At 62.7% G+C, this 13,006-nt stretch carries 11 protein-coding genes; 7 read left to right on the top strand and 4 right to left on the bottom strand.

Annotated features, from left to right (window positions below):
* The first annotated feature begins 194 nt into the window (after positions 1–194).
* Positions 195–854 carry an alpha/beta hydrolase gene (locus tag P9236_RS23555; protein WP_278076978.1) on the top strand — a complete coding sequence of 220 codons (660 nt, stop codon included), beginning with the start codon at positions 195–197 and terminating at the stop codon, positions 852–854.
* Between the two features lie 73 nt (positions 855–927).
* Here P9236_RS23555 and sthA read toward each other — a convergent pair whose 3' ends face one another.
* Positions 928–2,316 (bottom strand): Si-specific NAD(P)(+) transhydrogenase, encoded by a 1,389-nt coding sequence (sthA, locus tag P9236_RS23550; protein WP_278076977.1) that lies wholly within the window; start codon positions 2,314–2,316, stop codon positions 928–930.
* A 195-nt stretch (positions 2,317–2,511) separates the two neighbouring features.
* On the opposite strand from sthA, the gene P9236_RS23545 reads away from it, so the two are divergent.
* The 4 genes from P9236_RS23545 to P9236_RS23530 all read left to right on the top strand — a co-directional run bounded on the left by P9236_RS23545 (position 2,512) and on the right by P9236_RS23530 (position 5,681).
* The gene (locus tag P9236_RS23545; RefSeq protein WP_278076976.1) at positions 2,512–3,192 is read left to right on the top strand and encodes an isoprenylcysteine carboxylmethyltransferase family protein; all 681 of its coding nucleotides are present in this window, start codon (positions 2,512–2,514) and stop codon (positions 3,190–3,192) included.
* Positions 3,193–3,284: 92 nt separating this feature from the next.
* Positions 3,285–3,755, top strand: a complete 471-nt coding sequence (locus P9236_RS23540) for an RDD family protein (protein ID WP_278076975.1) — start codon at positions 3,285–3,287, stop codon at positions 3,753–3,755.
* A 141-nt stretch (positions 3,756–3,896) separates the two neighbouring features.
* Positions 3,897–4,661 carry an arginyltransferase gene (locus P9236_RS23535; protein ID WP_278076974.1) on the top strand — a complete coding sequence of 255 codons (765 nt, stop codon included), beginning with the start codon at positions 3,897–3,899 and terminating at the stop codon, positions 4,659–4,661.
* 123 nt (positions 4,662–4,784) lie between these two features.
* Entirely contained in the window at positions 4,785–5,681 is an 897-nt protein-coding gene (locus P9236_RS23530) for a DMT family transporter (protein WP_278076973.1), read from the top strand.
* Here P9236_RS23530 and P9236_RS23525 read toward each other — a convergent pair.
* Both P9236_RS23525 and parC read right to left on the bottom strand, forming a co-directional pair.
* The gene (locus P9236_RS23525) at positions 5,669–6,868 is read right to left on the bottom strand and encodes an AI-2E family transporter (RefSeq protein ID WP_278076972.1); all 1,200 of its coding nucleotides are present in this window, start codon (positions 6,866–6,868) and stop codon (positions 5,669–5,671) included. The two genes, P9236_RS23530 and P9236_RS23525, sit on opposite strands and share 13 nt — an antisense overlap.
* Positions 6,869–7,150: 282 nt before the next feature.
* Complete coding sequence (gene parC, locus P9236_RS23520) at positions 7,151–9,403, bottom strand: DNA topoisomerase IV subunit A (protein ID WP_278076971.1); 2,253 nt, start codon at positions 9,401–9,403, stop codon at positions 7,151–7,153.
* Between the two features lie 43 nt (positions 9,404–9,446).
* Between parC and P9236_RS23515 the strand changes: the two genes are divergently transcribed.
* On the top strand, positions 9,447–9,791 hold the full coding sequence (locus P9236_RS23515) for a hypothetical protein (RefSeq protein ID WP_278076970.1): 345 nt from the start codon (positions 9,447–9,449) through the stop codon (positions 9,789–9,791).
* Between the two features lie 46 nt (positions 9,792–9,837).
* Positions 9,838–11,028 (top strand): hypothetical protein, encoded by a 1,191-nt coding sequence (locus tag P9236_RS23510; protein ID WP_278076969.1) that lies wholly within the window; start codon positions 9,838–9,840, stop codon positions 11,026–11,028.
* A gap of 99 nt (positions 11,029–11,127) precedes the next feature.
* On the opposite strand, the gene aspS is transcribed toward P9236_RS23510, so the two are convergent.
* Positions 11,128–12,918 carry an aspartate--tRNA ligase gene (aspS, locus tag P9236_RS23505; RefSeq protein ID WP_278077006.1) on the bottom strand — a complete coding sequence of 597 codons (1,791 nt, stop codon included), beginning with the start codon at positions 12,916–12,918 and terminating at the stop codon, positions 11,128–11,130.
* Between the last annotated feature and the right edge of the window lie 88 nt (positions 12,919–13,006).

Genomic DNA, 13,006 nt, shown 5'->3' with positions numbered 1-13,006 from the left:
GCCTCAGAGCTGGTGTTTCATGTCCAGCAATGCGACCCCCGACGCACCGCTTCGATTCCTCCCGTCGGGAGGGGTATCGGCGCAGAAACGGCCTGAAATGCGCCCGGTTCAATCAACTTTCGCGGAGCTTGAAAACATTCCGTTTTGAAGCCGGCAAATCAACGAAATCACCATAAAATCAACAGGATGTGATCATGTCCGAACATGCCAACAAAAACAGCGTGCTGCATCATGATCTGCCTTTTTCCTACCGCTTGATGAAACCGGCAAATGCGAGCCGCGACTGCCTTTTCGTGCTGCATGGATCGGGCGTGGACGAAACGACGCTGGTGCCGCTGGCAAGGCGGATCGCACCACGCGCGGTGCTTGTCGCGGCGCGCGGCCGCATCCGCCAGGAGGACGGTTTCCGTTGGTTCGAGCGAATCACGCCGACCAGCTTCGAGCAGTCGAGCATCCGCGCCGAGACGGCCGCTTTCGCTGAATTCGCAGTCGAAGCCGCCACGCGCCACCAGCTCGACCTCTCATGCTCGACTTTTCTTGGCTATTCCAACGGCGCCAATCTTGTTTCCACGCTCATGCTGCTTCATCCGGGGCTGGTGAGACAGGCGGCATTGCTGAGGGCGATGCCGGTGCTCGATGAAGCGCCGGCGACCGATCTCGCCGGAACGCGGGTGCTGATCATCGCCGGCGCGGCCGACCAGACCTACGGCCCCTTCGCGCCGGCCATGGTGATGCTGCTGAGCGCGCGCGGCGCCGAGATCGATGCGCGCATCGTCGCCTCGGGCCATGAATTCGGCGAGGCCGACGCCGCGATCGCGCGGCACTGGCTCGCCGGGCCTACGCCGGCCGGCTGACGACACTCCTGACGCGGAATTCGCGTGCCGACATGACAGCCGACTCCAGTGTAGCCGGCTTGGTGTAGGGCGCTCAGCCCTGACCCATTCTGTTCCAGGCATCCAGGCCGGCGATCTTGTAGGCTTCGGCCAGCGTCGGATAGTTGAAGGTGTTGTTGACGAAGAAGTCGACGGTACCGCCTAGATTGATCACCGCCTGGCCGATATGGATGAGCTCGGTGGCACCCTCGCCGACGATATGGGCGCCGAGCAGGCGGCGCGTCTCGACCGAGAACAGGAGCTTCAGGAAGCCGGAGTTGACGCCCATGATGTGACCGCGTGAGGTTTCCCGGAAGCGCGCAACGCCGACCTCATAGGCGATCCCGCTCTCGCGCACCTGTTCCTCCGACTGGCCGACGGTCGAGATTTCCGGCACGGCATAGATGCCGTAGGGAAAGGTTTCCGGTGCCGGCGGCAGAGTGACGCCGAAAGCGTGACAGGCAGCCACCCTGCCCTGCTCCATGGAGGTCGAGGCCAAGCTTGGGAAGCCGATGACGTCGCCGGCGGCATAGATATTCGGCGCACTGGTCTGGAACGTTTGCGGGTCGACCTTGATGCGACCTCTCCCATCGGCTTCGATGCCAACCATCTCCAGGCCGAGGCTGGCGACGTTGCCGGTGCGGCCGGCGGCGTAGAGCACCATCTCGGAACGGATGGTGCGGCCGTCGGCCAGCGTCACCTCGGCATGATCCGGCTTCGAAGCGATTTCCTTGACCGTGCTGCCGAGGCGAATAGTCATGCCGCGATCGCGCATCTGGTGGATGAAGTCGTCGACGATCTCGCGATCGATGAAATCGAGGATGGTGCTGCGCGGCTCGACCAGCGTGACCGGCACGTCCAGCGCCGAGAAGATGGTCGCGTATTCGACACCGATGACACCGGCGCCGATCACCGTCAGCGTGCGCGGCAGATGATGAAGTTCCAGCATCTCGTCGCTGTCGAAGATGCGCTTCTTGTCGAACGGCACGTCCCCTGGACGATGTGGCCTGGTGCCGACGGCGATCAGCGCGTTGGCGAAACCGACTTCGCTGTAGTCACCGTTATCCGCCGTCAGGCTGACCCGATTGGGGCCAAGGAATTTGACTGCGGCTCGTGCACTCCTCACGGTATTGCGCATGAACTGGTGCTGCAGCACCTCGACCTCGTGATCGAGCGTCTTGTGCAGGCGATCGACGAGATCGGCGATCGAAATATCCTGCTTGACCCGGTAGCCGCGGCCGTAGAAGCCGCGCTCGCGCCAGCCGGAAAGGTTGAGCACCGTCTCGCGCAGCGTTTTCGACGGAATTGTGCCGGTGTGCACCGAGACGCCGCCGAGGCGACGGCCCCTGTCGACCACCAGCACCGATTTGCCAAGCTTGGCCGACTGCACCGCGGCGCGGCGCCCGGAGGGGCCGCTGCCGATGACAAGCATGTCGTAATCCATATTTCCCCATCCCCTCGGCGTCTTGCTGCGCCGCAGCAGGCTAAACTGTGGAGAGCGTCATATTCAACAGCCAAACTCGCGATCCCTGCCGCATGAAAATCGGCGAGACCCAAGCAGAAGCGCTCATGGACTTAACGTCGCGGCAACGCTTGCGTGCAATGGTCGAGCCTGGGCTAGCACCGCGGGACAAACTGCATGACCATTTCCAGTGGCAATTCGTTGCCCGTGAAAACGGGTTTCTTGTCAGGGCTCCAAACCAGCGCGATCGTCATAGATCTGCGGGAAGGTTTCTTGCGCTTCCTCGCGCTGGCTGCAATGTTCATCTTTGCCTATCGGGGTATGTACCACCTCATTAAAGACCCGACCCGGATCAATGTCCTGCTGCTGACGATTTCCGAGACGCTCACCTTGATATGGCTGCTTCTGGCCCGGCGTCCGAAGGTTCGCGATTGGAGCCCGTTGACTGTGATCATCTCGCTGACCGCTGGTCTCGGCTCCGGGCTGATCTCGATGCAACCCGGCTTTGCAATCATTTCCCTCCCGGTTGCGGCACCATTGCAGTGCCTGGCGTTGTGGACGTCTGTCTGGGGAAAGCTCTCGCTTGGTCGCTCCTTCGCGATCCTGCCTGCCAATCGAGGCGTGGTCACCGGCGGCGCCTATAGGTTCGTCAGACACCCGATCTACGCTGGCTACGTCACCGGCCACATCCTGTTTCTGTTGTCGAATTTTTCGATGTACAATTTTGGCGTCTACGCGATCATAACCGTGTTGCAGATATATCGCCTCACACGCGAGGAAGCCATTCTGGCGACCACGCCGGAATACCGCGACTATCTGGGCAGGGTTCGCTACCGGCTCTTCCCCGGCATCTTCTAGGATATGCCGGCCAACTCCATTCCTTGAATTCGGCACGGCCTTCACCATCTGTTTGGCGGGCATCGAATTCGCTGCCACCGTGAGGAATGGATATGAACGCGCGCGTGCTTGACGGCGAGATCATCACCACGAGGTTCGAGGACACGCGCGCCTATCGCGGCGTGCGCACGAGGCGCATCTTCGCCTTCATCCTCGACTATTTCATCGTTGCGCTGCTCACCATCCCCTTCGCGATACTGGTCGCCGTGCTTGGCCTTTTGACCTTCGGCCTCGGCTGGGCGCTGTTTTCCGTGCTGGTGCCTGCGGTTGCCATCCTCTACATCTGGAACACGCTGGGCAGCCGCGACCAGGCCACGACCGGCATGAAGATCATGGGCATCCGGCTGGACAAGCTCGACGGCACGCGCATCGACGGCCTGACAGCGGTGGTGCATTCGGTATTGTTCTGGGCCGCCAACGTCATCCTGACGCCGCTGGTGCTGCTGGTCACGCTGTTTTCGGATCGCAAGCGCACGCTGCATGACCTGCTTCTGGGCACCGTCGTAGCGCGCACCGACATTTAAGCGGTGTCCGCGACCGCCATCACCACGGCGGTTATGCTAAAATATGAACAGTCTGGACCGGCCGAGGCCGCACAATCCTGTTGAATTTTTCCCCGGTCGGGCCAAAGGTAGGGCGATTCGCAGGAGCGTTTCCAAGAATCGATGACGCAGCATCCGACCCAGTCGCCGCAGTTCTTCCTGACCGCGCCGTCGCCGTGCCCCTATCTGGAGGGCCAGTTCGAGCGCAAGGTGTTCACGCACCTTGTCGGCGACAAGGCGCCCGAGATGAACGACCTGCTGACCCAGGGCGGCTTCCGGCGCTCACAGAACATCGCCTACCGGCCGGCCTGCGAGTCCTGTCGCGCCTGCGTGTCGGTGCGGATCCTGGCGCAGGAGTTCACCGCCAGCCGCAACATGCGCCGCGTGATCCAGCGCAATGCCGATCTGATCGGCGCCATGCACGACGCCCAGCCGTCGACCGAGCAGTACTCGCTGTTCCGCGCCTATCTCGACGCCCGCCATCGCCGCGGCGGCATGTCCGACATGACCGTGCTCGACTATGCGATGATGGTCGAGGACACGCATGTCGATACCAAGATCATCGAATACCGGCGTCGCGGCCCGGACACCTTCATCACCGGCAAGGGTCAGGGTGAATTGATTGCAGTTGCGCTGACCGACAAGATGGCCGACGGTCTGTCGATGGTCTATTCCTACTTCAATCCCGATTTCGAGGACCGTTCGCTCGGCACTTTCATGATCCTCGACCACATCGCCCGCGCCAATGCGATGGGACTGCCCCACGTCTATCTCGGCTACTGGGTCAACGGCTCGCGCAAGATGAGCTATAAGATGCGCTTCATGCCGCAGGAGCATCTCGGCCCGAAAGGCTGGGAACGCTACGATCACGAAGCGGTCAGTCGCTGATCCGCTTCATCTTTCACCCTTAAACTGTTTCAGGGAGGAGGACGCTGGCCTTTCGGTCGTCAGGCTGAAAGGGCCGACGCATGGCCGCCGTGCGCCTCCTCAAGATTGTTGCGAGATTGCCGAGTGTCCACCCATACCGATCACCAGAAGGGCCTCCTGATCACTGCCTTCGGCGGATTGACGCTCACCGTCGATATCCCGCTGATCCGGCTGGCCGACGGCAGCCCCTGGACCATCATGATGCTGCGCACCGGCACCACGCTCGTCGCCGCCTTGGTGCTCTGGGCCGTCTGGCGTGCGATGCGCAGCGATGCGCCAAAGCTCATCCCCGGCTGGTCGGGGCTTGCCGTGGCGTTGTGCTACGGTTTGACAGGCGTTACATTCGTCACCGCCGTCTACCACACCTCGACCGCCGATCTCGTCTTCATCCTCGCCTTCAACACGGTGTTCGCTGCGCTGCTGTCATGGCTATTCCTGCGCGAAAGGCCCCGGCTCGGAACGGTGGTCGCCATGTTGGCAATGATCCTGGGCGTGCTGATCATCGTCGGCGGTTCGGTCGGCTCGGGGCATCTGTTCGGCGATTTCATGGCGCTATGCTCGGCTTTCTTCGTCGCTTTGGCCATTACCATCTCGCGCGCCAGCGGCAAGGACATGGGCTTTACCGCGCTCGTCGGCGTCGCCCTGCCGCTGGCGGTCGCCTTGTTCATGGTCCCGGGCGAAGGCCTTCACGTCAACCAGCCATGGTGGATCATCGTCAACGGCGCCGTGATCATGCCGATCTCGTTCTTTTGCCTCGCCAATGGACCGAAATACATCTCGGGGCCCGAGGTGGCGATGTTCTATCTGCTCGAGACCGTACTGGCCCCGATCTGGGTGTGGCTGATCTTTGCCGAGACGCCGTCGCGCAACAGCCTGATCGGCGGCACGATCCTGATCGTGACGCTGGTTGCCCATTCGCTCTGGCAATTGCATGAAGGCCGCAAGCGGCGCGCGGCGCTAGCCGTCGTTCACCCTGCGTGAATTTTCTTGGCTTCGGGCGCCACCTCGATCGGTGGCGGCCCTCTCTCTTCGTCGGCGGCGCGCGCCTGTTCGTCCATCATCTCGACCTCGCGCAGCCATTCGCGCCAGATGGCGACGAGCAGCGCCATCAGCACCGGACCGATGAAGAGGCCGAGGAAGCCCATCGTCTTGACGCCGCCGATCAGGCCGAAAAAGGTCGGCAGGAACGGCAGCTTGATCGGCCCACCGACCAGCTTCGGGCGCAACGTCTTATCGACGACGAAGAGCTCGACCGCGCCCCAGACGAACAGTGCCAGGCCGGCGAACAGCTTGCCGCTGGCGGCGAGATAGATCGATACCAGCGTGAAGGAAAGCGGGGCGCCGCCCGGGATCAGCGCCATGATGCCGGTGAGCGCGCCGAGCGTCACCGGCGACGGCACGCCGGCCAGCCAGTAGGCGATGCCGAGCACCAGGCCTTCGCCGATGGCGATTATGGTCATGCCGGTGACGGTCGACGAGATGGTGGCCGGCACGACGCGTGAAATGCGCTCCCAGCGCGCCGGCAGGATGCGCTCGCCGAGACGATCGACCTGGGCCGCGAAAGCCTCGCCATCGCGATAGGCGAAGAACAGTGCGATCAGCATGAACAGCAGCGTCAGAACCAGGCCGAAGGCGCTACCGCCGGCCGCCAGCGCGCCGCGGTAGATGGTGCCGATATTGGAGCCGCTCACCATCTGGATCAATTCGCCGATGCCGCCGGGATGGCCGAGATTTTCCGTCCACTGCTCGTTCAACCACTCGCCGATCACCGGCATGGTGGCGATCCATTGCGGTGTCGCCGAGCCATGGCGATTGGTTTCAATCGCCCATACCACCCATTCGCGAAGCTCGTTGATGGCATAGGTCCCGGCAAGCGCGATCGGCACGACCAGGAAGGTCAGGATGAAGAGGATGGCAAAAGTCGCGCCGATAGTGCGGTTGCCGCCGACGGCGGTAAGCAGCCTGCGGTAGAGCGGCCAGCTGGCGAAGGCGATGACGAGCGCCGCAAGCACCGGGAACAGGAAGCCGTGGAAGAAATAGACGCCGGCGGCGACGATCAGCACCAGGAGCCAGCGCGCCGCCGAGAGCGGCGGGATGACGGCCGCCCTGATCGGCGTCGACAGACCGAACAGGCGCTGCCCCGGCTTCTGGATTTCAGCCCGCTTCAACCCGGCGTTTCTCCCGATGGTTTCAATGAGTGCTTATGCACCATGATAGTGCAGCAATCGTGACGATAGTCCAAATAGCGCTTTTCCTTCTCCCCTTGTGGGAGAAGGTGGATCGGCGCGCAGCGCCGAGACGGATGAGGGGTGCTGGAAGAAACGCGGCGCCAGAACATTGAAGGACTTGAAGCACTTACGTCCGAGAAGGTAGCGATCCTTCCAACATCTCTCATCCGGCCGAGCTTCGCTCGTCCACCTTCTCCCACAAGGGGAGAAGGTTAGGTCGCGCTACCCGAACTTGCCCGTTCTCGGGAAACCCTTCGGCACCATGCGGCCGGCGGCGGCGCGGGCGCCGATCCATTCGGCCAGTTCCTCGCGCGACTTGGTGAAGGTGCGGTCGGCCGAATCCTGCCAGGTCAGCCCCGCTGCAATCGTGAAGGTCTTCAGGTCCAGCACGCCGCCGTCCTTGTATTTCTGCAGGCGCACGCCCTTGCCGCGCGCCATTTCCGGGATTTCGGCGAGCGGAAAGATCAGCATCTTGCGGTTCTCGCCGACGATGGCGAGATGGTCGCCAGCGACCGGAATGCAGCGCTTGGCCTCGTCCGGCGCCTTGACGTTCATCACCTGCTTGCCCTTGCGGGTGTTGGCGACGACCTCTTCCTCGGAGACGATGAAGCCGTTGGCATCGTAGGAGACGAGCAGCAGCTTGCGCTTCGGATCGTGGACGAATGCGGTGACGATGTCCTGGTCGTTCTCCATGTCAACGATGATACGGATCGGCTCGCCATGGCCGCGGCCGCCCGGCAGCCGGTCGGCGCCGATGGTGTAGAACTTGCCGCCGGTGGTGAAGACCAGGATCTTGTCCGTGGTCTGCGCATGGAATGCGAGCTTCAGGCTGTCGCCTTCCTTGAAGGCAAGCTGCGAATGGTCGGTCAGGTGACCCTTCATCGCGCGCAGCCAGCCCTTTTCCGAAACGACGACGGTGACCGGCTCGCGCTCGATCATGGCATGCGCGATGTCGGTCAGGTCATGCTCCGGCGCGTCGGCGAAATGGGTGCGGCGCCTACCGAGATCTGTCTCGGGTCCGAACTGATCGCGGACCTTGGTGACCTCCCAACGGATCGTCGCCCATTGCTTGGCGTCCGACGCCAGCAGCGCCTCGATCTGCTTCTTCTCCTCGGTGAGGCCGTCATGCTCCTTGCGGATTTCGATCTCTTCGAGCTTGCGCAGGGCGCGCAGCCGCATGTTGAGGATGGCTTCGGCCTGGTTGTCGGTGAGCGACCAGCGGGCCATCATCACCTGCTTGGGCTCATCCTCCTCGCGGATGATCCTGATCACCTCGTCGATGTTGAGATAGGCGACGAGATAGCCGGCGAGGATTTCCAGGCGCCTCTCGATCTCGCCGAGCCGATACCTGGAGCGGCGAAGAAGCACCTCGCGGCGGTGGTCGAGCCATTCCTTAAGCACGCCCTTGAGCGAGAGCACGTTCGGCACCTTGCCGCGCGACAGCACGTTCATGTTGAGCGGGAAACGGCTTTCGAGCTCGGTGAGCTTGAACAGCGATTCCATCAGGATGCCGGGATCGACGGTGCGGCTCTTCGGCACCAGCACGATACGGATGTCCTCGGCGCTCTCGTCGCGAATGTCTTCGAGCAACGGCAGCTTGCGCGCCATCAGCAGCTCGGCGATCTTCTCGATCAGCCTGGCCTTCTGGACGCCATAGGGGATTTCGGTGACGACGATGCTCCAGGTGCCCCTGCCCTGATCCTCCTGCCCCCACTTGGCGCGCACGCGAAACCCGCCGCGGCCGCTCTCATAGGCTTCGAGAATCGAGGCGCGGCTGTCGACGATGATGCCGCCGGTCGGGAAATCCGGTCCCTGGACGAAATCCATCAGCTTCGCCACCGGCGCGTCAGGATGCTCGATCAGATGCAGCGCCGCGTCGCAAAGCTCGGCGGCATTGTGCGGCGGGATCGAAGTCGCCATGCCGACCGCAATGCCGGACGAGCCGTTGGCGAGCAGGTTCGGGAAGGCGCCGGGCAGAACCGACGGTTCCTCGTCCTCCTCATTATAGGTCGGCCGGTAATCGACGGCGTCCTCGGTGATGCCGGCAAGCAGCTCGGTCGCCACCTCCGTCATGCGCGCTTCGGTGTAGCGCATGGCGGCGGCGTTATCGCCGTCGATATTGCCGAAATTGCCCTGCCCGTCGACCAACGGGTAGCGCATGGAGAAATCCTGGGCGAGGCGCACCAGCGCGTCGTAGATCGACTGGTCGCCATGCGGATGGAACTTGCCCATCACCTCGCCGACGATGCGGGCGCATTTGGCGAAGCCCTGATCGGGGTTCAGCCGCAGGAGCCGCATGGCGTGCATGATGCGGCGATGGACCGGCTTCAGCCCGTCGCGCACATCCGGCAATGCCCGGTGCATGATGGTCGACAGCGCATAGGCCAGATAGCGCTTCTCGAGCGCTTCCTTCAGATCGACCGGTTCGATGTTGTCGCCGCCACCATCTTCGGGCGGCAAATGCCTTTTTCCCATGGATTTGGACTAGCCGAGCGGGTGATTCGCGGCAAGCGCCGGGTTGGAAGTCGGCGGATTCGTCGCGCGCAATGCGGGCAAGCAAACCGCCGCCGGCGATGTGAAGGATTTCACGGAAGCGGCAAGGCGAACATTCCAGTTTGCCGGCAATCTGCAACTGGCATCGGCTGTGTCGGGGCGCCGGCCAACATCAATCTGTTACATGCGCCTTCTATCTGGGCAGGCAACACGGTCTGAGCATGCAACGCGGGCGGAGGAGAGCCGCGGTCTTCATGACAAATTCACCGCACCATGCAAAGCGTGCCGGCCGGGTTTGCTTTTCATCGCCCTTTTCGACAAATGTGCCGGGAAACGCCTTTTTCCCGTCCCGTTCGTCGCGGAATGGTGATGGAGCAGGAATTCAAAAACACTTTTCAGGACAGGGAACTCGCCAAATGAAAATCCAACGCTCAATGCTCAAGAAACTGGCCTTTTCAACCTTTCTGCTGACCCTGCCGCTCAACGCCGCCTTCGCCGCCGATCCGGCCGTGGCCGAGCGCGTCAAGGCAACGCTTGCCGCCCAGGGCGTCGATATTTCCTGGACCGGTGTCTCGGGTGACGATTCGAACGTCGTATTGCAGGGCGTCTCCATCAAGCCGGCTGCCGAGAAGGAGGCGCTGCCGATCGGCGACGTGAAGCTGGAGGGGGTCACCGAGGCCAATGGCAGCTTCGACATCGCGACCGTCTCGACCTCCGCCTTCGAGCGTACCCAGGACGGCGTGACGCTCAATCTCAGCCCCTTCATCATCCACGACATGAAGGTGCCACCCGAGGGCAGCACCGACCCGCTTGGCTCGCTGGTGATGTACAAGTCGGCCGAGCTCTCCAACTTGACGGTCAAGGTCGGCGACAAGACGGCCTTCTCGATGGATGGGCTTGCCGTCCAGATCACCCCGCCGGCGGACGGCAAAGCGATGGACTTCACCGCCAACACGGGAAAGTTCAATGCCGACCTGACGCTGGTCGACGACCCGAAGTCGAAGGAAGCGATCGAGGCGCTCGGCTACCAGAACATCTCCGGCAACATCTCGATGGCGGGCACCTGGCAGCCCAACGACGGCAAGATGGAGCTATCGAAATATGACATCGCCGTCGACAATGCCGGCAAGCTCGGCATGACTTTCAATCTCGGCGGCTACACGCTCGACTTCATCAAGTCGATGCAGGCCATGCAGAAGCAACTCGCCGCGCAGCCCGAGGGCGCCGACAACTCAGCGCAGGGCATGGCCATGCTCGGCCTGTTGCAGCAGCTTTCCTTCAACGGCGCATCGGTTCGCTTCGAAGACGCCTCGCTGACCGGCAAGGTGCTCGACTATGTCGGCAAGCAGCAAGGCATGTCGGCCAAGGACGTCGCCAACCAGGCCAAGGCGATCGTGCCGTTCGGCATGGCGCAACTCAACAATCCCGAACTGACGGCCGAGGTATCGGCCGCGGTCAACAAGTTCCTCGACGACCCCAAGAGCCTCGAAATTTCGGCCGAGCCGCCGTCGTCGGTGCCGTTCGCGCTGATCATGGCGGGTGCCATGTCCAACCCGCTCGACCTGCCGAAGACGCTCGGCGTCAAGGTCAAGGCGAACGAGAACTGATCGAACGAAACACTCCAACAAAAAAGCCCGGCAGCAAAATGCCGGGCTTTTTACTGGGGGCCGATTCTTCGAGCAAGTCGAACCGTTTGACCGTGGTTCCTAACCTTCCTTCTTCGCCACCGCGACGCGCAGCGACAGTTCGCGCAGCTGCTGCGGGGTCGCTTCCGAGGGCGCATTCATCAACAGGTCGTAGGCCTGCTGGTTCATCGGGAACATTGTGACCTCGCGCAGGTTCTTGGCACCGACCAGCAGCATGACGATGCGGTCGATGCCGGCCGCCATGCCGCCATGCGGCGGCGCGCCGTACTGGAAGGCGCGATAGAGGCCGCCGAAGCGCTCCTCGACCGTCGCGCGATCGAGCCCAACCATCTCGAAGGCCTTGACCATGGTTTCCGGCAGATGGTTGCGGATGCCGCCGGAAGCAATCTCGAAGCCGTTGCAGACCATGTCGTACTGGAACGCCTTGATGCCCAGCGGCTCTTGACCGCCGAGAGCGTCGATGCCGCCCTGCGGCATCGAGAACGGGTTGTGGGCGAAGTCGATCTTCTTCTCGTCCTCGTTCCATTCGAAGAACGGGAAGTCGACGATCCAGCACAATTCGAAGCGGTCGCGGTCGACCAGGTTCAGCTCCTCGCCGGCGCGCGTGCGCGCGGCGCCCGCGAAGGCGACGAATTTCTTCGGGTCGCCGGCGACGAAGAAGGCGGCATCGCCATCGGCAAGGCCGAGCTGCTGGCGGATCGCCTCGGTGCGCTCCTCGCCAATGTTCTTGGCGATCGGACCGGCGCCTTCGAGTTTTTCACCTTCCTTGCGCCAGAAGATATAGCCCAGCCCGGGCTGTCCCTCGCCTTGCGCCCAGGAATTCATGCGGTCGCAGAAGGCGCGGCTGCCGCCGGTCTTGGCGGGAATCGCCCAGACCTCGGCCTTCGCATCGTTGGCCAGGATGTTGGCGAACACCTTGAAACCGGAATCGCGGAAATGATCCGAGACCGCCTGCATCTCGATCGGGTTGCGCAAGTCCGGCTTGTCGGTGCCGTAAGTGCGCATCGCCTCGTCGAAGGGAATGCGGCGGAATTCCTGCGTCACCGGCTTGCCGGCCGCAAAAGTCTCGAAGACGCCGCGAAGCACCGGCTCCATGGTGGAGAGCACGTCATCCTGCTCGACGAAGCTCATCTCGAGGTCGAGCTGGTAGAATTCGCCGGGCAGACGGTCGGCGCGCGGATCCTCGTCGCGGAAGCAGGGCGCAATCTGGAAGTAGCGATCGAAGCCGGAGACCATGATCAGCTGCTTGTATTGCTGCGGCGCCTGCGGCAGGGCGTAGAAGGTGCCGGGGTGAATGCGCGACGGCACCAGGAAGTCGCGCGCGCCCTCGGGAGACGAGGCGGTCAGGATCGGCGTCGAGAACTCGGTGAAGCCCACCTCGCCCATGCGCTTGCGCATCTCGGCGATGATCTTGGTGCGCGCAACGATGTTCTTGTGCAGCGTCTCGCGGCGCAGGTCGAGGAAGCGGTATTTCAGGCGGATGTCTTCCGGATAGTCCGGCTCGCCGAACACCGGCAGCGGCAGCTCCTTGGCCGCCGACAGCACCTCGATCTCGCGCGCGAACACCTCGATCTCGCCGGTCGGCAGGTTGGGGTTCACCGTCTCCGGCAGGCGCGCCTTGACCTCGCCGTCGACGCGGATCACCCATTCTCCCCGCACGGTCTCGGCCACCTTGAAGGCCGGCGAATCCGGATCGGCGACGATCTGGGTCAGGCCATAATGGTCGCGCATATCGATGAAGAGCAGCCCACCATGGTCGCGCACGCGATGCACCCAGCCCGACAGGCGGACGGAATTGCCGACGTCGCTCTTTCTCAATTGGGCACAGGTATGGCTGCGGTAGCGATGCATTGTCATTGATGAAGCCCGGAATTGCGGGCAAAAGCCCGGCTCGAAAATTGGCGCGAAAAACGCATGAGAGGCCGGCTTTGTCAAGGCA

The sequence above is a fragment of the Mesorhizobium sp. WSM4884 genome (assembly GCF_029625675.1).
Classification (GTDB): Bacteria; Pseudomonadota; Alphaproteobacteria; order Rhizobiales; family Rhizobiaceae; genus Mesorhizobium.
This window is presented reverse-complemented; position numbering and strand designations above follow the sequence as displayed.

Bases quoted from the DNA above. Each gene is read 5' to 3' on its own strand.
- P9236_RS23535 (WP_278076974.1), top strand. From the start codon at position 3,897: ATGACGCAGCATCCGACCCAGTCGCCGCAGTTCTTCCTGACCGCGCCG.
- P9236_RS23510 (WP_278076969.1), top strand. From the start codon at position 9,838: ATGAAAATCCAACGCTCAATGCTCAAGAAACTGGCCTTTTCAACCTTT.
- parC (WP_278076971.1), bottom strand. From the start codon at position 9,403: ATGGGAAAAAGGCATTTGCCGCCCGAAGATGGTGGCGGCGACAACATC.
- aspS (WP_278077006.1), bottom strand. From the start codon at position 12,918: ATGCATCGCTACCGCAGCCATACCTGTGCCCAATTGAGAAAGAGCGAC.
- P9236_RS23545 (WP_278076976.1), top strand. From the start codon at position 2,512: ATGACCATTTCCAGTGGCAATTCGTTGCCCGTGAAAACGGGTTTCTTG.
- sthA (WP_278076977.1), bottom strand. From the start codon at position 2,316: ATGGATTACGACATGCTTGTCATCGGCAGCGGCCCCTCCGGGCGCCGC.
- P9236_RS23540 (WP_278076975.1), top strand. From the start codon at position 3,285: ATGAACGCGCGCGTGCTTGACGGCGAGATCATCACCACGAGGTTCGAG.
- P9236_RS23555 (WP_278076978.1), top strand. From the start codon at position 195: ATGTCCGAACATGCCAACAAAAACAGCGTGCTGCATCATGATCTGCCT.